The sequence below is a fragment of the Mycolicibacterium chitae genome (genome assembly GCF_900637205.1).
Taxonomy (GTDB): Bacteria; Actinomycetota; Actinomycetes; order Mycobacteriales; family Mycobacteriaceae; genus Mycobacterium; species Mycobacterium chitae.
This window is the reverse complement of sequence record NZ_LR134355.1, coordinates 3,943,598-3,965,071: the sequence shown is the minus strand read 5'-3', so window position 1 is coordinate 3,965,071 and position 21,474 is coordinate 3,943,598. Positions and strand designations below refer to the sequence as shown.

Below are 21,474 nucleotides of genomic sequence, written 5' to 3'. Positions count from 1 at the left end.
GCCCGACTGAGGAAAAGCTGTGAGGAGGTCGGCCCGCGGCGCCGAGAAGTTCGATCGGCCGGACAGCGTTGTGCGATGCGGATCCGCCCGAGTCCGGCTGTTACTCTCGTAGACTGCTGCACGCCGCCGTCATCGGCGCGTCACACCCGGACAAACCCGACGCTGGCTTGGGACATCTCGAAGCCAGCCCCATTGGCACGTCGCGGCACCCACCCGGCGGCCCAGGAGGAAGAGTGCTCTCAGCCTTTATCTCGTCGCTGCGGACACCTGACCTGAGGCGCAAGATCCTCTTCACGCTCGGAATTGTCCTGTTGTACCGCGTCGGCGCGACCCTGCCGTCCCCGGGCGTCGACTACGGCAACGTCCAGCAGTGCATCGACCAGGTCAGCGGCGGCGACTCCGGTCAGATCTATTCGCTGATCAACCTGTTCTCCGGCGGCGCGCTGCTGCAGCTGGCGGTCTTCGCCGTCGGCGTCATGCCCTACATCACCGCGAGCATCATCGTGCAGTTGCTCACCGTGGTCATCCCGCGGTTCGAGCAGCTGCGCAAGGAAGGCCAGTCCGGCCAGGCCAAGATGACGCAGTACACCCGCTACCTGACGATCGCGCTGGCCATCCTGCAGGCCACCTCGATCGTGGCGCTGGCGGCCAACGGTGGCCTGCTGCAGGGCTGCTCGCTGGAGATCATCCCGGACACCAGCATCTTCTCGCTGGTCATCATGGTCCTGGTGATGACCGCGGGTGCCGCGCTGGTCATGTGGATGGGCGAGCTGGTCACCGAGCGCGGCGTCGGCAACGGCATGTCGCTGATGATCTTCGCCGGCATCGCCGCCCAGATCCCGGGCGAGGGCCAGATGGTCCTGGAGAGCCGCGGCGGCATGGTCTTCACCCTGGTCTGCATCGCCGCCCTGGCGATCCTGATCGGCGTCATCTTCGTCGAGCAGGGTCAGCGCCGGATCCCGGTGCAGTACGCCAAGCGCATGGTGGGCCGCAAGATGTACGGCGGCACCTCGACCTACCTGCCGCTGAAGGTCAACCAGGCCGGCGTCATCCCGGTGATCTTCGCCTCGTCGCTGATCTACATCCCGCAGCTGATCACCCAGCTCATCCAGAGCGGCCGCAGCGAGCCGGGCAACAGCTGGTGGGACCGGTTCGTCGCCGACCACCTCACCAACCCCGCCGACGTCGTCTACGTCGCGTTCTACTTCGGGCTGATCGTGTTCTTCACGTACTTCTACGTGTCGATCACGTTCAACCCCGACGAGCGCGCCGACGAGATGAAGAAGTTCGGCGGCTTCATCCCGGGCATCCGGCCCGGTCGTCCGACCGCGGACTACCTGCGCTTCGTCCTGAACCGCATCACGCTGCCCGGCTCGATCTACCTCGGTGTCATCGCCGTGATGCCCAACCTGTTCCTGCAGATGGGTAGTGGGGCCACGCTGCAGAACCTGCCGTTCGGCGGTGTGGCCGTGCTGATCATGATCGGCGTCGGCCTGGACACGGTGAAGCAGATCGAAAGCCAGCTCATGCAGCGCAACTACGAAGGGTTCCTGAAGTGAGAATCGTTTTGCTCGGACCTCCCGGAGCCGGTAAGGGAACCCAGGCGGTCAAGCTGGCCGAGGAGCTCGGCGTGCCCCAGATCTCCACCGGAGACCTGTTCCGCTACAACATCAGCAACGGCACCGACCTGGGTAAAGAGGCCAAGAAGTACCTCGACGCCGGTGACCTGGTGCCGGCCACGCTGACCAACGCCCTGGTCGACGACCGGCTCAACGACGCGGACGCCGCCGCCGGGTTCATCCTCGACGGCTTCCCGCGCTCGGTGGAGCAGGCCGAGGCGCTCGCCGAGATGCTCGCCAAGCGCAACGTGGCCCTCGACGCCGTCGTCGAGTTCCGGGTGCCCGAGGACGAGCTGGTGACGCGCCTCAAGGGACGCGGTCGCGCCGACGACACCGAGGACGTCATCCGGCACCGGATGGGCGTGTACCGCGACGAGACGGCCCCGCTGCTGGACTTCTACCGCGATCAGCTCAAGACCGTCGACGCCGTCGGCTCGCTCGACGAGGTGTTCGCCCGGGCGCTGCAGGCGCTCGGCCGCTGACGGCGGCACCGGCTCATGGTTTCGTTGCCCGGACTGCGCAGCCGCAAGGTCGTCGCGCAGCGTAGCGCCGCCGAACTCGACGCCATGGCCGTCGCCGGCGCGCTGGTCGCCGCCGCCCTGCGCGCGGTCCGCGAGGCCGCCGCACCCGGCGTCTCCACCCTGGACCTGGACCGGATCGCCGAGGCCGTCATCCGCGACGGCGGCGGCGTCCCGTCGTTCCTCGGCTACCACGGCTTTCCCGCCACCGTGTGCTCCTCGGTCAACGACCGCGTGGTGCACGGCATCCCGTCGGCCGCCGAGGTCCTGTCCGCGGGCGACCTGGTGTCCATCGACTGCGGGGCGATCGTCGACGGCTGGCACGGCGACTCGGCGGTCACGTTCGGGGTGGGCGAGCTCATCCCGGCCGACGAGGCGCTGTCGGCGGCCACCCGGGACTCCATGGAGGCCGGTATCGCCGCCATGGTGCCCGGCAATCGGCTCAGCGACGTCTCGCACGCCATCGAACGCGGCACCCGGGCGGCCGAGGCCAAGTACGGCCGCCGCTACGGCATCGTCGAGGGCTATGGCGGGCACGGCATCGGCCGCCAGATGCACATGGATCCGTTCCTGCCCAACGAGGGAGCCCCCGGGCGCGGCCCGCTGTTGGCCCCGGGCTCGGTGCTGGCCATCGAGCCGATGCTCACCTTGGGCACCGTCAAGACCCGCATCCTCGACGACGAGTGGACCGTCGTCACGACCGACGGTTCGCGCGCCGCGCACTGGGAGCACACCGTCGCGGTCACCGAGGACGGCCCGCGGATCCTGACACTCGCGGCGGACTGAGGTCCACCCCACCCGCATGCGGTATGAATGTGCCGATGGTCGATTCGGTTGAGTCGCGCGACCCGATCGCGCAGGCGCACGATAACTGGGAGCGTTCCGGCTGGGGCGATGTCGCCGACGGCATGGTTGCGGTCACGTCGGTCATGCGGGCCCATCAGATCCTGCTGGCGCGGGTCGAGACCGCGCTGCGGCCCTACGATCTGAGCTTCTCCCGGTTCGAGCTGCTGCGGCTGCTGGCGTTCAGCCGCAGCGGTGCCCTGCCCATCACCAAGGCCTCGGATCGGCTGCAGGTCCACGTCACCAGCGTCACGCACGCCATCCGCCGGCTCGAGGCCGCCGGCCTGGTCCGGCGGCTGCCGCATCCGACCGACGGGCGCACCACGCTGGTGGAGATCACCGAGTTGGGCCGGTCGACGGTGGAGGACGCGACGGTCACGCTCAACGAGAAGGTGTTCGCCGACATCGGGATGTCTGCGGAGCAGTCCCGCGCCCTGGTGGGCTCGATCGAGTCGTTGCGCCGGCACGCCGGCGATTTCTGAACTGCCGGTGAACAACCGGTGTCACGGTAGCTCGGCACACACCCTCTGACGTGACCGTCGATGAGGGTCTCGTCACATTGATTCGCCATACTTGCCCAGAAACCGGGTCATACCTCTATGGTTTGTCGACAAGAAGATTTGCTGTGCCGATGCGGCGCGCGAATCGTCGGGCAAACGAGAAAGGTTCGCTGGCATGGCACGGGGATCGGGCGGGTGGCATCCGGTGCGCAGCGGCTGGCAGTTGCTGGGCGCGGCGGCGGTGCTGGGGGCGTTCCTGGCGCTGTGCGTACCGCTGTCGCTCAGCGTCGTCGACCGGGCCGGTCAACCCATCGGCTGCGGCAGCGGCCTGAACCCGGACACCTCGGCCGCGCGCTACGTCGACACCGTGAACCAACGGCTGCACGTTCAGGGCGGCGCGGCCTTCGTCGCCAGCGATTATGTCGGCGAATGCCATGGTCTGATCGGCGATCGCCGCGCGGTGGCGGGCACCGTCGGCGGGGTCGGGACGGCTGTGCTGCTCACGGCGCTCATCGCGCCGGTGGTCGCCGGGGCCCGGCGTTCCCGAACCCCGGCGCTGCACTACTCGCCGCGCAGGGCCTCGATGACGGCGCTGAAGTCCTTGTCCGCGTGATCGGCGGCGAACTTGGCGTAGATCTCGGCGGCGTGGCTGCCCAGCGGTGCGTTCGAGCCGGTGGAGGACACCGCGGCCATCGCCAGCCCGAGGTCCTTGTTCATCAGCGCGGTCGCGAAGCCCGGCTTGAAGTCGTTGTTGGCCGGTGAGGTCGGCACCGGTCCGGGCACCGGGCAGTTGGTGTGCACCGCCCAGCAGTTGCCGGTGGCCCCGGTGATGACGTCGAACAGCGACTGCGCCGACAGGCCCAGCTTCTCGGCCAGGACGAACGCCTCGCCGACGGCGATCTGCTGCACCGCGAGCACCATGTTGTTGCAGACCTTGGCGGCCTGACCGGCCCCGGCCGTGCCGCAGTGCACCACCTTGGCGGCCATCGGCTCCAGCACCGCGCGGGCGCGTTCCACGGCGTCGTCCTCGCCGCCGACCATGAAGGCCAGGGTGCCGGCGACGGCACCCTTGACCCCGCCGGAGACCGGCGCGTCGAGCTGAGCGAAACCGGCCTCGACGGCCTGCTTGTGCACCTCGCGTGCGTCGTCCACCGAGATCGTCGAACTGTCGATGAACAGGGCACCGGCCTTGGCCGCGGGCAGCACCTCGGCGTAGCAGCGCTTCACCACATCGCCGTTGGGCAGCATGGTGATCACCACATCGGCGCCGTCGACGGCCTCGGCGCCGCTGCCGAACACCTCGGCGCCCTTCTCGGTGGCGGCCTGCGCCAGCGCGGCAACCGGGTCGAACCCGCGCACGGTGTGGCCGGCATCCAGCAGGTTGGCCGCCATCGGCCCACCCATGTTGCCCAAGCCCAGGAATGCGATCGTCGTCATTGCCAACCTTTCCAGCGGTTCTTTAACCGGCGGCCCTGGCGCGGGCGGCCTCGGCCCGGCCGATGACCACACGCATGATTTCGTTGGTGCCCTCGAGGATGCGGTGCACCCGCAGATCGCGGACGATCTTCTCGATGCCGTACTCACCCAGATAGCCGTAACCGCCGTGCAACTGCAGCGCCTGATCGGCGACGTCGTAGCAGGTGTCGGTCACGTAGCGTTTGGCCATCGCGCACAATTCGACCTTGTCGGCGGCGCCGGCGTCAAGAGCGGAAGCCGCGCGCCACAACATGATTCGCGAGGTCTCCAGCGCCGTGGCCATGTCGGCCAGGGTGAACCGGATGGTCGGCTCGTCGAGCAGCGAGCCGCCGAACGCCTCCCGGTCACGGACGTAGCCGGCGGCCTTCTCGTGCGCGGTGCGGGCCCCGCCCAGCGAGCAGGCCGCGATGTTGATCCGGCCGCCGTTCAGCCCGTTCATCGCGATGCCGAAGCCGGTGCCCTCGCCCTCGGGGCCGCCCAGCATCGCCTCGGCGGGCACCCGGACCTTCTCGAAGATCACCTGGGCGGTGGGCTGCGCGTTCCAGCCCATCTTGGCTTCGTTGGCGCCGAAACTCAGTCCGGGCGTGTCCTTTTCGACCACGAAGGTGGAGATCCCGCGCGGCCCGTCGGCGCCGGTGCGGGCCATCACGACGTAGACGTCGGACACCCCCGCGCCGGAGATGAACTGCTTGACGCCGTCGAGCACGTAGTCCGAGCCGTCGCGCACCGCCCGGGTGCGCAACGCCGAGGCGTCCGAACCCGCACCCGGTTCGGTGAGGCAGTAGCTGGCGATGGACTCCATGGAGGCCAGCCGCGGCACCCAGGTCTTGCGTTGTTCCAGGGTGCCGTAGCTGTCGACCATCCACGCGCACATGTTGTGGATCGAGATGAACGACGCGATGGCCGGGTCGGCCGCGGCCAGTTCCTCGAAGATCCGCACCGCGTCGAGCCGGCGCAGACCACTGCCGCCCACGTCCTCGTTGCAGTAGATCCCCGCCATGCCCAGTTCGGCGGCCTCGCGCAGCACATCGGTGGGGAAGTGCTTGGTCTCGTCCCACTCCAGCGCGTGCGGCGCAAGGCGTTTGGCGGCGAACGCGGCCGCCGTCTCGGCGATCACGCGTTCGTCGTCGTCCAATTCGAACACGTCGGACCTCACCCCTCCTTGAAGGTGGGGATGGAGAACTCGGCGCCATCCTTGATGCCCGAGGGCCAGCGCTCGGTGACGGTCTTGACCTTGGTGTAGAACTGGATCGAGGCCGTGCCGTACTGGTTCAGGTCGCCGAAGCCGGAGCGCTTCCAACCGCCGAAGCTGTGGTAGGACACCGGAACCGGGATCGGGACGTTGACGCCGACCATGCCGACCTGCACGCGCGAGACGAAGTCGCGGGCGGCGTCGCCGTCGCGGGTGAAGATCGCCACGCCGTTGCCGTACTCGTGCTCGGAAGGCAGCCGCAGCGCCTCGTCGTAGTCGTCGGCGCGCACGATGCACAGCACGGGCCCGAAGATCTCGTCGGTGTAGATGGACATGTCGGCGGTGACGTTGTCGAACAGGGTGGGCCCGATGAAGTAGCCCTTCGACAGGTCGTCGTCACCGAAGGCCAGGTCGTCGCTGGCGCGCTCGCGGCCGTCGACCACCAACTCGGCGCCGGCGTCGACACCCTGCTGGATGTAGTCGCGCACGCGCTCCAGGGCGGCGCCGGTGACCAGCGGGCCGTAGTCGGCCTTGGGGTCCAGGCTGTGCCCGACGCGCAGCTGGCTGATCCGCTCGACCAGCCGGGACCGGAGCCGGTTCGCGGTCTCCTCGCCGACCGGCACGGCCACGCTGATGGCCATGCAGCGCTCGCCGGCGCTGCCGTAGCCGGCGCCGATCAGCGCGTCGACGGCCTGGTCCAGGTCGGCGTCGGGCAGCACGATCATGTGGTTCTTGGCGCCACCGAAGCACTGGGCGCGCTTACCGGTGTTGGCCGCGCCCGAGTAGATGTACTGGGCGATGTCCGAGGAGCCGACGAAGCCGACGGCCTGGATGTCCGGGTGGTTCAGGATGGCGTCGACGGCCTCCTTGTCGCCCTGCACGACCTGCAGCACACCGTCGGGCAGGCCCGCCTCGCTGAACAGCTCGGCCAGCCGCAGCGGCACCGAGGGGTCCCGCTCGGAGGGCTTGAGGATCAGGGCGTTGCCGCAGGCCAGCGCGGGGCCGGCCTTCCACAGCGGGATCATCGCCGGGAAGTTGAACGGCGTGATGCCGGCGACCACGCCGAGCGGCTGGCGGATCGAGTAGACGTCGATGCCGGTGCCGGCGTTCTCGGTGAACTCGCCCTTCATCAGGTGCGGGATGCCGACGGCGAACTCGATGACCTCGATGCCGCGCTGGATGTCGCCGTGGCTGTCGGCGACGGTCTTGCCGTGCTCCTTGGAGAGCAGCTCGGCCAGCTCGTCGGCGTTGGCGTTGACCAACTCGATGAACTTCATCAGGATCCGCGCGCGGCGCTGCGGGTTGTAGGCCGCCCACTTCTTCTGGGCTTCCACCGCCGAGGCGACGGCGGTGTCGACGTCGGCGGTCGAGGCCAACAGCACCTGGGCCTGGACGTCGCCGGTGCTCGGGTTGAGCACGTCAGCGGTACGGGTGGAGGAGAGGTCGCTACGACGTCCATCGACGAAGTGCGGAATCTTAGTGGTCATGTGACGTCCTGCGGAGAGTCGGAGCAGAGATACTTGCATATCCTAGTAAATGGCTACGGCGGCGCGCAAGACCTTGTTCGAGGGGGCACAGCCCCGGCGGCGGGCGATCCCGCCGTCGAGCGCCGCCGCCATCGAGAGTGCGCTCAGGGCTGTGGTCGCGGCCGATCGCACGACCCTGGTGATGTTCTCGGCGCGCCGAGCGGTCGTGCTAGGCCAGGCCGGCGAGGAAGTCCTGGGTCTCCTGCCAGGTGGGCAGCAGCCCGGCGGCCTTGACCTCGGCGAGGCTGGGCGCTTCGGCGTCGCGCTCGGAGATGACCCGACTGCTACCGAAAACCGTGTCCGGCCAGTCGATCCCGATCTCCGGGTCGGTGGGGGAGATGGTGTGCTCGCGCTGCGGGTCGTAGCCCGCCGAGCACAGGTACATCACCGTGGAGTCGTCCTCGAGCGCCAGGAAGCCGTGCGCCAGGCCCTCGGACAGGTAGATGGTGTTGCGGGTCTGCTCGTCGAGGCGCACCGAGTCCCACTGCCCGTAGGTGGCCGAACCCACGCGCACGTCGACGACCACGTCGAACACCGCGCCGCGCACGCACGTGACGTACTTGGCCTGGCTCGGCGGCAGCTGGGCGAAATGCAGTCCGCGCAGCACGCCGGCCGAGGACACCGAGCAGTTGGCCTGCCGCAGATCGAACCGGTGCCCGGCGAACTCGGTGAACTCGGCGTCGGTGAACCATTCGAAGAAGGTGCCGCGCGCATCGGAGTGCAACCTCGGGGTGATCTCGTAGGAGCCCGGGATCTTCAGTTCGCGAAAGGCCATCTCACTGTCCCCGCTTTGCGTATCGGTCTTCCACGGCGTCCTTGAGCGGGGACCACCACTGGGGGTTGTCCCGGTACCAGTCGATGGTCGCGCGCAGCGCGTCGTCGAAATCGGTGTGCGCCGGCGTCCAGCCCAGCTCGTCGCGCAGCACCGTCGGGTCGATCGCGTAGCGCAGGTCGTGGCCGGCGCGGTCGGTGACATGGTCGAAGTCGTCCGGATCGCGGCCCATGAGCCGCAGGATCGCTTGCAGCACAGTGATATTGGAGCGCTCGTTGGAGGCGCCGATCAGGTAGGTGCGGCCCATCCCGCCCTGGTCCAGGATGCGGCGCACCGCACTGTTGTGGTCGTCGACGTGGATCCAGTCCCGCACGTTGGCGCCGGTGCCGTACAGCTTGGGCCGCCGGCCGGTCAGGATGTTGGTGACCTGCCGCGGGATGAACTTCTCCACGTGCTGGTAGGGCCCGAAGTTGTTGGAGCAGTTGGAGATCGTGGCGCGCACCCCATAGGACCGCACCCAGGCGCGCACCAGCATGTCGGCGCCGGCCTTGGACGCCGAATACGGGCTCGACGGGTTGTACGGGGTGGTCTCGGTGAACCGCTCGGAGCCGTCGAGGTCCAGGTCGCCGTACACCTCGTCGGTGGAGATGTGGTGCAACCGCACGCCGTGCTTGCGCACCGCCTCGAGCAGCGTGAAGGTGCCCATGACGTTGGAGTGCAGGAACGGGCTGGGATCCGAGAGCGCGTTGTCCACATGGGTTTCGGCGGCGAAGTGCACCACGGCATCGCACGCCGAGACCAGCTTGTCCACCAGCGCCGCGTCCGCGACATCGCCCTCGACGAGTTCGACCGCGTCCTCGACCGGGGCCAGCGCGGTCCGACTGCCCGCGTAAGTCAGGGCGTCGAGCACGGTGATCTCGTCCTCGGGATGCTCGCGCACGGTGCTCTGGACGAAGTTCGCGCCGATGAAACCCGCACCCCCGGTGACCAGCAGCCGCATGCCTGCAGACCCTACCTGGGCGCTCAGCTTCGGGCCGTGAGGCCCAGCGGCCCGGCCAGGTCGGCCAGGGTGGGCAGCAGGTCCTCGGGGTCGCCGAGCACCTGGATGGTGACGTGGTCGGCGCCGAGTTCCAGATGTTCGGTGAGCCGCGCGGCGATGTCGTCGGGCGTGCCGTGGGCGACCACCGCGTCGATCAACCGGTCGGCGCCCGGGCGGGCGACCTCCTCGGCGGTGAAGCCGAGCCGGCGCCAGTTGTTGACGTAGTTCGACAGCCCCAGATAGAAGTCGACGGTCTGCCGGCCGAGCGCGCGGGCCTGCTCGGCGTCGCGGGTCAGCACGACCTTGTGTTCGGGGGCGAGGAACACGGTGTTGCCGATGGTGCCGCGGGCGCTGGCGGTGTGCTCCGGGGTGGTCAGGTACGGATGCGCGCCGGCGCTGCGCTGCGCCGAGAGCTGCAGCACCTTGGGGCCCAGCGCCGCGATGACCCGCCGGCTGGTGGGCACGGTCTTGGCGTCCAGGGCGTCGAGGTAGCTCACCAGGGCGTCCAAGGGCTTGGTGTATTCCTCGGTGTTCTCCGGGTGACCCACCCCGATACCCAGCAGAAACCTTCCGGGGTAGGCCTTTTCGATGCGGTGATAGGAGTCGGCGACCTCGTCGGCCGGGGCCGTCCAGATGTTGATGATGCCGGTGGCCACCTGCAGGCTGTCGGTGGCCGCCAGGATCGGCTCGACGAACTCGAGGTCGGCGGCCGGTGAGCCACCCACCCACAACGCGCCGTAGCCGAGCTTCTCGATCTCGACGGCGGTCTCCGGGCTGACGGGGCCGAATGTCCAGACGCCGTAGCGGCCGAGGTCGGGCTTGAGCGAAACTGCGTCGGTCATCGGGTGTCCATCTCCGTGTCGCTAAGCGGCGCCGGCGGTCAGCCCCAACGGGCCGGCCAATTCGGCGAGGGCAGGTATCAGCTTGTCAGTTCGGGTCAGCACCTGCACGGGTACGTGGTCGGCGCCGGCGGCGCGATGCTCCTGCAGGCGCGCTGCGACCTGCTCGGCGGTGCCATGGGCGATGACCGCGTCGACCAGCGCGTCGCTGCCCGGTTTTTCCAGGTCGGCGTCGGTGAAGCCGAGCCGTTTCCAGTTGTTGCGGTAGTTCTGCAGGCCCAGGTAGATGTCGAGCATCTTGCGCCCGGCCGTGCGGGCCTGGTCGATGTCGGTGTTCAGCACCGCCTTGTGTTCGGGCGCCAGGAAGGCGTCGGGGCCGAGCACCTCGCGGGCGCGCGCGGTGTGCTCCGGGGTGGTCAGGTAGGGGTGTGCGCCGGCGCTGCGCTGCGCCGACAACGCGAGTACCCGCGGACCGAGCGCGGCAACCACCCGGCGCTGCCGCGGCACCCCGTGCCTGTCGAGTTCGTCCAGGTAGGCCACCAGCGCGTCGTAGGGCTTCTGGTACTCGGTCTGCGCCTCGGGATGGCCGGCCCCGATGCCGAGCAGGAACCGACCGGGGAAGGCGGCGTCGATCCGGTGGAAGGATTCGGCGATCTCGGCGGCCGGCGCCGTCCAGATGTTGACGATCCCGGTGGCCAGCTGCAACCGCTCGGTCGCCCGCAGGATCGGCGCCACCCAGTCCAACTCGGCGGGCGGGGACCCACCGGCCCACAGGGCCCCGTAGCCCAGGGCCTCGATCTCGCGGAGTTGTTCGTCGCTGAACTGCTGCCACTGGGCGTAATGGCCGAAGACACCGAAGGCGCCGAGATCTGGGGAGGTCATGTCTGAGGACAACCCGGGGGCTCGGCCGGACTATTCCTCGACGGGCGCGAGCGGGTCGACACCGTTGCCTTTGGTCCGGTTCAACATCTCGGCCAGGTCGATCCCGGACGACTGGAGCGTCTCGATGATCTTGGCGACCGCCAGCGGGCTGACCCCGAGCAGCCCGCCGACCGCGTCCTGGGTGTCGGCGGACCCGCCGATGATGGACAGCCGCTCGATCTCGGCCAGCGGTGCGGCCGCGGCCTCGGTGGACTTGATCACCGACTGGAGCACGTCGGGCAGCATCTGCAGCCGCGCGGCGTCGGCGGAGTAGGTGTTCAGCGCCGGTCCTGCTGCGCGAGTTTTGGCGCCTGGGCACCGAGCGGGTATCGTGGACCAACGGTGCGGCCACCGCGCCGACTTCTCGCGTGCTTTCTCCTGCCGTCCTGGAATTCCAGGGGTGGATTTCACGTTTATCGTAGTCGCAGCTGTGGCTGTGCCCACCTGGGCGCAAACGAAGTTAAGTACATACGAAACCGACATAGTTACGAAACACCAGACGACAGGATCGCCAAGAAGTTATGGCCAAGAAAGACGGTGCCATTGAGGTCGAGGGCCGCGTGGTCGAGCCCCTGCCCAATGCGATGTTCCGCATTGAGCTGGAGAACGGACACAAGGTGCTCGCGCACATCAGCGGCAAGATGCGGCAGCACTACATCCGCATCCTCCCTGAGGACCGCGTCGTAGTGGAGCTCTCTCCCTACGACCTGTCCCGCGGCCGCATTGTGTACCGCTACAAGTAAGCCGCCCCGCAATACCACCCCCGTACGAACAGAGAACAGGATCGAACAGCCGTGAAGGTGAACCCGAGCGTCAAGCCGATCTGCGACAAGTGCAGGGTGATCCGCCGGCATGGGCGGGTCATGGTGATCTGCTCCGATCCTCGCCACAAGCAGAGGCAGGGCTAGTCCGGATCAGTCCGGGGCTCTACCGGAGCCGGTACACCGGCCGTCGCAGCACCACAACTTAATGCAGACCTCCCAGCACCACTGAGCAGATTGGCTGCTCATCACGTCCGGCACGGAGGCCGGACCCCATCAGCAGGTGGGAACGGACTGGGAACAGACCTCCGCATAGAAGAAGGAAGCACACCACTGTGGCACGTCTAGTGGGCGTCGACCTCCCGCGCGATAAGCGTATGGAGATCGCGCTGACCTACATCTACGGCGTAGGCCGTACCCGCTCCCAGGAGATCCTGGCTGCGACCGGTATCGACCGGGATCTGCGCACCAAGGACCTGACTGATGACCAGCTGACCCAGCTGCGCGACTACATCGAGGGCAACCTCAAGGTGGAGGGCGATCTGCGCCGCGAGGTCCAGGCCGATATCCGCCGCAAGATCGAGATCGGCTGCTACCAGGGCCTGCGGCACCGCCGCGGCCTGCCGGTGCGCGGCCAGCGGACCAAGACCAATGCGCGCACCCGCAAGGGCCCCAAGCGCACCATTGCCGGCAAGAAGAAGGCCAGGTAACCCCCGATGGCAACAGCAAAGAAGGCGGCAGCCGGGCCCAAGAAGGGCAAGACCACCCGTCGCCGGGACAAGAAGAACGTCCCGCACGGCGCCGCTCACATCAAGAGCACGTTCAACAACACGATCGTGTCGATCACCGATCCGCAGGGCAACGTCATCGCCTGGGCGTCCTCGGGCCACGTCGGCTTCAAGGGTTCGCGCAAGTCGACGCCGTTCGCCGCGCAGCTGGCGGCCGAGAACGCCGCCCGCAAGGCGCAGGAGCACGGCGTGAAGAAGGTCGACGTGTTCGTCAAGGGACCGGGCTCCGGTCGCGAGACCGCGATCCGTTCGCTGCAGGCCGCCGGCCTCGAGGTTGGCGCCATTTCCGATGTCACGCCGCAGCCGCACAACGGCTGCCGTCCGCCCAAGCGGCGCCGGGTCTAGGGAAGAGGATTTAGACAATGGCTCGTTACACAGGACCCGTGACCCGCAAGTCGCGCCGCCTCGGCGTCGACCTGGTGGGCGGCGACCAGTCGTTCGAGAAGCGCCCCTACCCGCCCGGCCAGCACGGCCGCGCGCGGATCAAGGAGAGCGAATACCGGCTGCAGCTGCAGGAGAAGCAGAAGGCCCGCTTCACCTACGGCGTGATGGAGAAGCAGTTCCGCGGTTACTACGAAGAGGCCCAGCGCCGCGCCGGCAAGACCGGTGAGGAGCTGCTGCAGATCCTCGAGAGCCGGCTGGACAACGTCGTGTACCGCGCCGGCCTGGCGCGTACCCGCCGGATGGCCCGCCAGCTCGTCAGCCACGGCCACTTCACCGTCAACGGCGTTCGGGTCGACGTTCCCAGCTACCGGGTGTCGCAGTACGACATCATCGACGTCCGGGACAAGTCGCTGAACTCCGTGCCGTTCCAGATCGCCCGCGAGACCGCGGGTGAACGCCCGATCCCGTCCTGGCTGCAGGTCGTGGGCGAGCGGCAGCGCATCCTCGTCCACCAGCTGCCGGAGCGGGCACAGATCGACGTGCCGCTCGCCGAGCAGCTGATCGTCGAGTTCTACTCGAAGTAAGAGATGGGTCGCCGGTAAACCGGCCGGCGACCACCTAACGGCATCAAATAGCGGGTGCCGAGAAGGAGATAAGAAACACCATGCTGATTTCTCAGCGTCCCACCCTGAGCGAAGAGGTCATCGCCGAGGACCGCTCCCAGTTCGTCATCGAACCGCTGGAGCCGGGTTTCGGTTACACCCTTGGCAATTCGCTGCGGCGCACGCTGCTGTCGTCCATCCCGGGCGCGGCGGTCACCAGCATCCGCATCGACGGCGTGCTGCACGAGTTCACCACGGTTCCCGGGGTCAAGGAAGACGTCACCGACATCATCCTGAACCTCAAGGGTCTGGTCGTGTCCTCCGAGGAGGACGAGCCGGTCACCATGTACCTGCGCAAGCAGGGCCCGGGTGAGGTCACCGCGGGCGACATCGTCCCGCCGGCCGGCGTCACCGTGCACAACCCGGACATGCACATCGCGACCCTGAACGACAAGGGCAAGCTCGAGGTCGAGCTGGTCGTCGAGCGGGGCCGCGGCTACGTGCCCGCCGTGCAGAACAAGGCCTCCGGCGCCGAGATCGGCCGCATCCCGGTCGACTCGATCTACTCGCCGGTGCTCAAGGTCACCTACAAGGTGGAGGCCACGCGTGTCGAGCAGCGGACCGACTTCGACAAGCTGATCCTCGACGTCGAGACCAAGAACTCGATCAGCCCGCGCGACGCGCTCGCGTCGGCCGGTAAGACCCTGGTCGAATTGTTCGGTCTGGCACGGGAACTCAACGTCGAGGCCGAGGGCATCGAGATCGGGCCGTCGCCGGCCGAGGCGGACCACATCGCCAGCTTCGCGCTGCCGATCGACGACCTGGACCTCACCGTCCGCTCGTACAACTGCCTCAAGCGCGAGGGTGTGCACACCGTCGGCGAGCTCGTCGCCCGCACGGAGTCCGACCTGCTGGACATCCGCAACTTCGGTCAGAAGTCCATCGACGAGGTCAAGATCAAGCTGCATCAGCTGGGTCTCTCGCTCAAGGACAGCCCGGCCACCTTCGACCCGTCCGAGGTCGCCGGCTACGACGCGGCCACCGGAACCTGGAACAGCGAAGCCGGCTACGACCCGGAAGACAACCAGGACTACGCCGAAACCGAGCAGCTCTAAAGAACAACCGTCCCGGCCCTACCTGATACGGGGGCCGGCCCCATTGAGGAGATAGTCGCAATGCCCAAGCCCACCAAGGGCCCTCGCCTCGGCGGGTCGTCCTCGCACCAGAAGGCGCTGCTGGCCAACCTGGCCACCTCGCTCTTCGAGCACGGCCGGATCAAGACGACCGAGCCGAAGGCGCGGGCGTTGCGGCCGTACGCGGAGAAGCTGATCACCCACGCCAAGAAGGGCACGCTGCACAACCGGCGTGAGGTGATGAAGAAGATCCGCGACAAGGACGTCGTGCACAGCCTGTTCGCCGAGATCGCGCCGTTCTACGCCGATCGCGACGGCGGCTACCTGCGCATCATCAAGGTCGAGAACCGCAAGGGCGACAACGCGCCCATGGCGGTCATCGAGCTGGTGCGCGAGAAGACCGTGACCGACGAGGCCAACCGGGCCCGCCGCGCCGCGGCCTCGCAGGCCAAGGCCGAGCAGCCGGTCGCCGCGGCAGCGGCGCCGCAGGCCGCCGTCGAGCCGGAGGCGACCGAAGGTCCCACCGCCGACGACGCCACCGAGGCTCCCGAAGCTGAGGCCACCGAAGCTCCCGAGGCCACCGAGTCCGAGGCTCCCGCCGAGGATGACGCTGCCAAGTAGCGAAGACGCCACGAACATGCCCGCCATCGACTCCGGTGGCGGGCATGTTCGTCTTAAGCTCGACATCGCCTACGACGGCACCGATTTCGCCGGTTGGGCCGTCCAGCGGGGCCAGCGGACCGTGGCCGGGGTCGCCGAGGAGGCCTTGTCGACGGTGTTCCGGACCCCGGTGGTGTTGCGCGCCGCCGGCCGTACCGACACCGGCGTGCACGCCACCGGCCAGACCGCGCACATCGACCTCCCCGACGACGCGCTGGTCCACGCCTACCCGCGCACCGTGCGCCACGGCGAGCCCGAATTCCGGCCGCTGGTGCGCAGATTGGGCCGTTTGCTGCCCGAGGACGTCCGGGTGCGGGACATCGTCCGGGCGCCGGCCGGGTTCGACGCGCGCTTCTCGGCGCTGCGCCGCCATTACGTCTACCGGCTGTCGCTGGCGCCCTACGGCGTCGATCCGCAGGAGTCCCGGTTCGTCACGCCGTGGCCGCGGCCGCTGGACGTGGCGGCCATGAACGAGGCCGCCCGAGAACTGTTGGGGCTGCGCGACTTCGCGGCCTTCTGCCGGCATCGTCCCGGCGCCACCACGATCCGCGAACTGCAGCGGCTCGACTGGGAGCGCGACGGCGACCGGGTCAGCGCCCACGTCACCGCCGACGCGTTCTGCTGGAACATGGTGCGGTCGGTCGTCGGGGCGCTACTGGCCGTGGGGGAGGGCCGCCGCGACGCGGACTGGACGGCCGGGCTGCTCGAACAGACCAGCCGGTCCAGCGATTTCGCGGCCGCCCCGGCCCGCGGGCTCACGCTGGTCGGGGTGGACTACCCGCCCGACGACCAGCTCGCCGCGCGCACCCTGATCACCCGCGACCTGCGCAGCGCCGACGAGCTCTGAGACCTACAGGCGGGCCGCGACGAAGTCCGCGGCCTGGTTGACCATCCCGGCCTTGATGTAGGCCGGCGCCAGGTGGTCGGGCCAGTAGGCCTCCCAGTTATCCGGGTCGGTGGGGTTGCAGATCGGGTCGTCCCCGTGGCACAGCTCGATGGTGCGCTCGGCATAGACCGGGCTGAAGGTGGAGATGGGCCCGGCCCAGCCCATGCCGTTGCCGAACAGGGCGACCGCGGCGATGCGCTGCTCGGAGCTCTGCGGCAGCGGGTTCTTGAAGGTGAACACCGAGAACGGCACGGCCAGAACCACATCGGCGACCGCGGCGCCCAGCGAGTAGCCACCGACGACGATGCGGGTGTCGGGGCAGTCGGCCACGGTGGCCTGGATGCGCCGGCTCATGTCGTTGGCGCCGAGGTCCACCTCGCTGTTGGCCGGGTAGTTCACCGAGTACAGGCGGATGTTCTGGCCGGTCTTGGCGCGCAGGGCGTCGACGAACGCGTTGCCGATCTGGCCGGCGCCGGCCGGTTCCAGGCGCCCGCGCGCGAAGACGACCTCGACGTCCGGGCAGGGCGCGGCCGCGGCGTGCGGGATCGCGGGGGTCGGGGCGACGGTGGCGGGTGCGAAGAGCAGGGCTGCGGCGGCGATGACGCCGGCTCCGAACAGTGCGCAGTATCGGCGGATTTCCACCCCGTCAATAGTACCGAAACGGGCTCAGAGCCAGCGGAGGATGAATCCCGCGGCCTGGGCGGGCATGGGGCCCGACTCGTAGTTGGTGTGCGCGAAGGGATTGCGTCCACCGGAGCAGATCGGGTCGCCGTCGCTGCACATGTCGATCGACCGGGCGCCGAGATTGCCTGCGCTGACCGGGTTCCCGAACTTCGCGGCGGGGTTGCCGAACACGGCGATCGCGGCCACGTTGTCGCGCAGGCCGGCCGGCAGCGGGGCGGCCGATCCGACGTCGCCAATCTTGTTGCCCAGCGGCGGGATTCCGACGAGCATGTCGACCACCGCGGCGCCCTGCGAGTAGCCGCCGAGCACGATGCGGGTCGACGGGCACTGCGAGGCCATGGTCGCGATGCGGTTGGTGGCGTCCCGGGCGCCGTCCGCGGCGGCCAGGAAGTCGTAGGTCGCCGGGTAGTTGACCCCGTAGGTACCCAGGGTGCGGCCGTTCAGTTGCCCCTGCAGTGACCCGGCCAGTGCGTGGCCGACCCGGCCGATGCCGGGGGCCTCGCTGGTGCCGCGGGCGAAGATCAGTTCCACGTCGGGGCACGGTTCGGCGGCCGCGGCCGGCAACGCCGTGGGGACCAGCATCGGCGCGAGCGTGAGGGCCGCTGCGGCCACCGTGGTGCCGACGGCGGCAGCAGCCCGTCGGACGGCGTTGCGGAGGGGATGAACGTCGCTCATGGCGCTAATACTCACATATCGGTGCTGGCAGATAGAAATTTCGCTCAGAGCCGACTGGCGACGAACGCCGCCGCCTCAGCCGCCTGGCCGGACGCGACGTAGTCGCTGTGGGCGGCCACGTCGCGGCCGTCGGAGCAAATCGGGTCGCCGCCGTTGCACAGATCGATGGCCCGCCCGGCCCAGACCGGGCTCGAGGTCAGCGGCAGGCCCAGCTTGGCGGTCGGGTTGCCGAACACCGCGATGGCGGCCACGTGCTCGGGCGCATTGGGCGGCAGCGGCGCGTTGAACCCGACGCCGGGCACCGGGATGGCGGCGATGACGTCGATCACCGCGGCGCCCTGCGAATAGCCGCCGAGCACCAGGCGGGTGGCCGGGCAGTTGGCCATCATCCACTGGATGTGTCCGCTGGCGTCGTTGGCGCCGCCGGCGGCGGCGAGGAAGTCCCAACTGGCCGGGTAGTTCACGGCGTAGGCGTCCACCTGCCGCCCGCCGACCTGGGCGCGCAGCGAGTCGACGAACGCCTGGCCCACCCGGCCGAGGCCCGGGGCCTCGGTGGTGCCGCGGGCGAAGACCACCTGGATGTCGGGGCACTCCGCGGCGGCGGCGGTGGGGGTCAGGGACGGCGAGAGCACCGCGGGCGCGGTCAGCACGGTGGCCGCGGCAAGCGCGGCGCCGGCGAGCGAGGCGAGGCGGCGAAGGCGGGTGGCGATCACAGCAAACATGTTAGCGAGTCGAGGTGTCGGGCAGCGCGGTCATCTGCCCCGGCTCGGCCGATCCGGCGCTCGCGGGCGCGGTCACGGTGGTCCGCGCCAGGGCCAGGCCGGCCAGCACCACGGCACCGCCGACGGCCTGGACGGGGGTCATCGCCTCTCCGACCAGCAGCCACGCCCACAGCACCGCGGCCAGGACCTCCGACAGCCCCACCAGGGACGCGAAGCTGGGTCGCAGCAGCGCCACCGCCTTGATGCCCAGGGTGTAGGCCACGGCCGTGCTGAACACGGCCAGGACTATCACGGGCACGATCCAGGAGGTGGTGATGCCGGCCACCACGACGTCGTTCGCGGTGAACCGCAGCGGCATGACGCCGGTCACGCCCAGCAGCGCCACCCCCACCGCGCCGACGACCAGGCCGCCGGCCGCCAGGGCGAGGGGATTGAGGCCGGCGCCGTCGGGTTGGTCATCGACCCGGGCGCTCATCAGGAAGTAGCACGCGGCGCAGACCGCGGCCACCATTCCCCAGAGGACGCCGACGGTGTTGATCTGCGCGGCACTGAAGACGTTGAGCACCAGCATGATTCCCACCACCGCCAGAGCCACGCCGACGAGAGTGCGGTTGGCGGGCCGACGGCGGGTGACTGCCCAGACCCAGCCGACCACCAGGATGGGCGAGGTGTACTCCAGCAGCAGCGCCACGCCCACCGAGAGGTGTTCGACGGCGTTGTAGTAGCCCAGCTGCGCACCGGCGATCGGGAAGATCCCGTAGGGCAGGACGGTCCGGTAGTGGCGCAGCGCCTCGCCGATCCAGCCCGGCCGGACCAGGCTCGCGTACACCGCCAGCACCAGCGCGCCGCCGGCCAGCCGTGCGGTGACCGCGGCGGTGGGGGTCCAGCCGGCCGTCATGAGCGCCTTCGCGAACGGTCCGGACATGCCGAAACTGACCGCCGAACCGACGGCGAGCAACAGGCCGAGCCGGAAGCGGCGATCGACCGGGGTCATCAGCATTGCGATCCTCGACGGCAGCCGCCGCCATGTCATGAGTAAAATGAATGTTGCTCATGACGCTAAGTCAGGGAGGAGTCATGAGTCAAATGAATTTCAGTCATGACACTGAGCTCACCTTGCGCACCATATGTGCGCTGGTCAACAGCGACCGCACCGACGGTGAACAGCTGGGTGACCAGCGCACGCTCGACGACTATCTCGACGGCTGGGGTTGGACCGGCCGTCGCGACCGCGACGACGACGAATTGGCGGCGGTGCACCGGCTGCGCGGCCGCCTCGGCGACCTCTTCACCCTGCTCGACGACGAGGAACGCACCGTCGCGGCGGTCAACGCCCTGCTGGCCGACACCCGTGCCACGCCCTGGCTGACCCGGCACCCCGAGATGCCCGAGTGGCATCTGCACCTGGCGTCGGTCGACGATCCGCTGGCCCAGCGCATGGGCGCCGAGATGGCCATGGCGCTGGCCGACCTGATCCGCGGCGGCGAACTGCGCCGCCTCAAGACCTGTGCGGCCCCCGACTGCGACGCGGTGCTGGTGGATCTGTCCCGCAATCGGTCCCGGCGGTTCTGCGACACCGGCAACTGCGGCAACCGACAGCACGTCGCGGCATATCGGGAACGCCGAGGCCAGCGGGCCGCGGCGGAGTAACCCGAATCGGAGTAACCCGAATCGGAGTAACCTCGACGGCCATGGGGGCCGGGGGGCGCGAGCTCGACATCGTGCTCTACGGCGCCACCGGCTTCATCGGAAACCTGGTCGCCGACTACCTGGCGACCTACCTGGCAACTGTGGCCGCGGGCGTGCGGATCGCGCTGGCGGGCCGCTCGCCGGCCCGGCTCGCGGCGCTGCGCGCCCGGCTGGGGACGGACTGGCCGGTGGTGGTCGCCGAGGCCGACGACCCGGCGGCACTGCGATCGCTGGCCGCGCGCGCCCACGTCGTCATCAGCACGGTCGGACCCTACGGGCGGTGCGGGCTGCCGATGGTCGAGGCCTGCGCCACCACCGGGACCGACTACGCGGATCTGGCCGGGGAGATCCCGTTCGTGCACGCCTCGGTCACCCGCTGGCACCAGGCTGCGGTGGCCAGCGGCGCCCGGATCGTGCACTCCTGCGGGTTCGACTCGGTTCCCTCGGACCTCAACGTGCTGGCCCTGCACCGGCGCGCCCGCGCCGACGGCGCCGACGAACTGGGCCAGACCACCTTCGTTCTGCGTACCTACTCCGGCGGTTGTTCGGCCGGATCGCTGCAGACGATGCTGGACCTGATGCGGGTGGCCGCGGACAACCCGGCGATCCGGACGGTTCTCGATGATCCGTACAGCCTCAGCCCGGACCGGGCCCACGAGCCCGACCTCGGGCCGCAACCGGATGTCGAGGCGCGCAGCGGATCCGAGATCGCCCCCGAACTGACCGGCCTGTGGGCCGGCGGTTACCTGATGGCGCTGTACAACACCCGCTGTGTGCGACGCAGCAACGCGCTGCAGGGCTGGGCCTACGGCCGCGGGTTCCGCTACGCCGAGACCATGAGCATGGGCTCGACGATCGCCGCGCCGATGCTGGCCGCGCTCACCGGCCTGACCATCACCGCCGCGGCCCGCCTCGGCGGCGCCTACCTGCGCCTGCTGCCGGCCGGACTGCTCGAGACGATGATGCCCGCCGGCGCCGGCTACGACCAGGGGGAGCGGGGCTACTACAAGGTGGAGACGTACACCACGACCACCCGCGGGCACCGCTACGTCGCGACCATGTCCCAGCACGGCGATCCGGGCTACTCGGCGACGGCGGTGCTGATCGGGGTCTGCGCGCTGGCGCTGCTGCGCAGCCGCGGCCGACCGGGTGGGGTGCTGACCCCGGCCGCCGCGCTGGGCGACGAGTTGCTGGAACTGCTTCCCGCGGCCGGGGTCTCGCTGGGTACCGCCCAGCTGGGCTGAG

27 protein-coding genes are annotated in these 21,474 nt (G+C 69.2%); 15 read left to right on the top strand and 12 right to left on the bottom strand.

Features of this window, described 5'->3' with window-relative positions; translation table 11 throughout:
- Positions 1–233 precede the first annotated feature (233 nt).
- From secY to EL338_RS18915, 5 genes are all read left to right on the top strand, one after another.
- Positions 234–1,559 carry a preprotein translocase subunit SecY gene (gene secY, locus EL338_RS18935; RefSeq protein WP_126335159.1) on the top strand — a complete coding sequence of 442 codons (1,326 nt, stop codon included), beginning with the start codon at positions 234–236 and terminating at the stop codon, positions 1,557–1,559.
- Positions 1,556–2,101 carry an adenylate kinase gene (locus tag EL338_RS18930; RefSeq protein ID WP_126335158.1) on the top strand — a complete coding sequence of 182 codons (546 nt, stop codon included), beginning with the start codon at positions 1,556–1,558 and terminating at the stop codon, positions 2,099–2,101. Before secY ends, EL338_RS18930 begins: the two co-directional genes overlap by 4 nt.
- 15 nt (positions 2,102–2,116) lie before the next feature.
- The gene (gene map / locus EL338_RS18925) at positions 2,117–2,923 is read left to right on the top strand and encodes a type I methionyl aminopeptidase (protein WP_126335157.1); all 807 of its coding nucleotides are present in this window, start codon (positions 2,117–2,119) and stop codon (positions 2,921–2,923) included.
- 35 nt (positions 2,924–2,958) lie between these two features.
- Positions 2,959–3,462, top strand: a complete 504-nt coding sequence (locus tag EL338_RS18920) for a MarR family transcriptional regulator (RefSeq protein ID WP_126335156.1) — start codon at positions 2,959–2,961, stop codon at positions 3,460–3,462.
- A gap of 193 nt (positions 3,463–3,655) precedes the next feature.
- Entirely contained in the window at positions 3,656–4,093 is a 438-nt protein-coding gene (locus tag EL338_RS18915) for a hypothetical protein (RefSeq protein ID WP_126335155.1), read from the top strand.
- Here the strand turns inward: EL338_RS18915 and mmsB are convergent.
- The 8 genes from mmsB to EL338_RS18875 form a co-directional block, all read right to left on the bottom strand.
- Positions 4,042–4,917, bottom strand: a complete 876-nt coding sequence (mmsB, locus tag EL338_RS18910; RefSeq protein WP_126335154.1) for a 3-hydroxyisobutyrate dehydrogenase — start codon at positions 4,915–4,917, stop codon at positions 4,042–4,044. The two genes, EL338_RS18915 and mmsB, sit on opposite strands and share 52 nt — an antisense overlap.
- A gap of 22 nt (positions 4,918–4,939) precedes the next feature.
- Positions 4,940–6,112, bottom strand: coding sequence for an acyl-CoA dehydrogenase family protein (locus tag EL338_RS18905; RefSeq protein ID WP_126335153.1), 1,173 nt, complete (start codon positions 6,110–6,112; stop codon positions 4,940–4,942).
- A complete protein-coding gene (locus EL338_RS18900; protein WP_126335152.1) occupies positions 6,109–7,635 on the bottom strand; it encodes a CoA-acylating methylmalonate-semialdehyde dehydrogenase in 1,527 nt (508 codons plus the stop codon). The genes EL338_RS18905 and EL338_RS18900 overlap by 4 nt, the downstream gene beginning before the upstream one ends.
- A gap of 208 nt (positions 7,636–7,843) precedes the next feature.
- Positions 7,844–8,449, bottom strand: coding sequence for a dTDP-4-dehydrorhamnose 3,5-epimerase (rfbC, locus tag EL338_RS18895; protein ID WP_126335151.1), 606 nt, complete (start codon positions 8,447–8,449; stop codon positions 7,844–7,846).
- A gap of 1 nt (position 8,450) precedes the next feature.
- Positions 8,451–9,446, bottom strand: a complete 996-nt coding sequence (gene rfbB / locus EL338_RS18890; RefSeq protein WP_126335150.1) for a dTDP-glucose 4,6-dehydratase — start codon at positions 9,444–9,446, stop codon at positions 8,451–8,453.
- Between the two features lie 23 nt (positions 9,447–9,469).
- Complete coding sequence (locus EL338_RS18885; RefSeq protein ID WP_126335149.1) at positions 9,470–10,327, bottom strand: LLM class F420-dependent oxidoreductase; 858 nt, start codon at positions 10,325–10,327, stop codon at positions 9,470–9,472.
- A 21-nt stretch (positions 10,328–10,348) separates the two neighbouring features.
- Entirely contained in the window at positions 10,349–11,206 is an 858-nt protein-coding gene (locus EL338_RS18880) for an LLM class F420-dependent oxidoreductase (RefSeq protein ID WP_126335148.1), read from the bottom strand.
- 30 nt (positions 11,207–11,236) lie between these two features.
- Complete coding sequence (locus EL338_RS18875; protein ID WP_235666210.1) at positions 11,237–11,479, bottom strand: hypothetical protein; 243 nt, start codon at positions 11,477–11,479, stop codon at positions 11,237–11,239.
- A gap of 287 nt (positions 11,480–11,766) precedes the next feature.
- On the opposite strand from EL338_RS18875, the gene infA reads away from it, so the two are divergent.
- The 8 genes from infA (at position 11,767) to truA (ending at position 16,420) form a co-directional block, all read left to right on the top strand.
- Positions 11,767–11,988, top strand: a complete 222-nt coding sequence (gene infA, locus EL338_RS18870) for a translation initiation factor IF-1 (RefSeq protein ID WP_003418601.1) — start codon at positions 11,767–11,769, stop codon at positions 11,986–11,988.
- A 51-nt stretch (positions 11,989–12,039) separates the two neighbouring features.
- Positions 12,040–12,153 (top strand): 50S ribosomal protein L36, encoded by a 114-nt coding sequence (gene rpmJ / locus EL338_RS18865; protein WP_003879483.1) that lies wholly within the window; start codon positions 12,040–12,042, stop codon positions 12,151–12,153.
- A gap of 188 nt (positions 12,154–12,341) precedes the next feature.
- Positions 12,342–12,716, top strand: coding sequence for a 30S ribosomal protein S13 (gene rpsM / locus EL338_RS18860; protein ID WP_126335147.1), 375 nt, complete (start codon positions 12,342–12,344; stop codon positions 12,714–12,716).
- A 6-nt stretch (positions 12,717–12,722) separates the two neighbouring features.
- A complete protein-coding gene (rpsK, locus tag EL338_RS18855) occupies positions 12,723–13,139 on the top strand; it encodes a 30S ribosomal protein S11 (RefSeq protein ID WP_126335146.1) in 417 nt (138 codons plus the stop codon).
- A gap of 17 nt (positions 13,140–13,156) precedes the next feature.
- Positions 13,157–13,762, top strand: coding sequence for a 30S ribosomal protein S4 (gene rpsD, locus EL338_RS18850; RefSeq protein ID WP_126335145.1), 606 nt, complete (start codon positions 13,157–13,159; stop codon positions 13,760–13,762).
- Between the two features lie 80 nt (positions 13,763–13,842).
- Positions 13,843–14,895, top strand: coding sequence for a DNA-directed RNA polymerase subunit alpha (locus EL338_RS18845; RefSeq protein WP_126335144.1), 1,053 nt, complete (start codon positions 13,843–13,845; stop codon positions 14,893–14,895).
- Positions 14,896–14,955: 60 nt separating this feature from the next.
- On the top strand, positions 14,956–15,534 hold the full coding sequence (gene rplQ, locus EL338_RS18840; protein ID WP_126335143.1) for a 50S ribosomal protein L17: 579 nt from the start codon (positions 14,956–14,958) through the stop codon (positions 15,532–15,534).
- A complete protein-coding gene (gene truA / locus EL338_RS18835) occupies positions 15,518–16,420 on the top strand; it encodes a tRNA pseudouridine(38-40) synthase TruA (protein WP_163791844.1) in 903 nt (300 codons plus the stop codon). Before rplQ ends, truA begins: the two co-directional genes overlap by 17 nt.
- A gap of 3 nt (positions 16,421–16,423) precedes the next feature.
- On the opposite strand, the gene EL338_RS18830 is transcribed toward truA, so the two are convergent.
- The 4 genes from EL338_RS18830 to EL338_RS18815 are packed head-to-tail and all read right to left on the bottom strand — an operon-like array spanning position 16,424 to position 19,540.
- Complete coding sequence (locus EL338_RS18830; protein ID WP_435404875.1) at positions 16,424–17,101, bottom strand: cutinase family protein; 678 nt, start codon at positions 17,099–17,101, stop codon at positions 16,424–16,426.
- 24 nt (positions 17,102–17,125) lie between these two features.
- Positions 17,126–17,818: a cutinase family protein gene (locus EL338_RS18825; protein ID WP_126335141.1), complete on the bottom strand. Its 693-nt coding sequence runs from the start codon at positions 17,816–17,818 to the stop codon at positions 17,126–17,128.
- 44 nt (positions 17,819–17,862) lie between these two features.
- On the bottom strand, positions 17,863–18,540 hold the full coding sequence (locus EL338_RS18820; protein WP_126335140.1) for a cutinase family protein: 678 nt from the start codon (positions 18,538–18,540) through the stop codon (positions 17,863–17,865).
- A gap of 1 nt (position 18,541) precedes the next feature.
- Entirely contained in the window at positions 18,542–19,540 is a 999-nt protein-coding gene (locus tag EL338_RS18815) for an EamA family transporter (protein WP_126335139.1), read from the bottom strand.
- Positions 19,541–19,626: 86 nt separating this feature from the next.
- Between EL338_RS18815 and EL338_RS18810 the strand changes: the two genes are divergently transcribed.
- Both EL338_RS18810 and EL338_RS18805 read left to right on the top strand, forming a co-directional pair.
- On the top strand, positions 19,627–20,190 hold the full coding sequence (locus tag EL338_RS18810) for a CGNR zinc finger domain-containing protein (RefSeq protein WP_163791842.1): 564 nt from the start codon (positions 19,627–19,629) through the stop codon (positions 20,188–20,190).
- A 41-nt stretch (positions 20,191–20,231) separates the two neighbouring features.
- Positions 20,232–21,473, top strand: a complete 1,242-nt coding sequence (locus tag EL338_RS18805; protein ID WP_126335137.1) for a saccharopine dehydrogenase family protein — start codon at positions 20,232–20,234, stop codon at positions 21,471–21,473.
- Position 21,474: the final 1 nt, after the last annotated feature.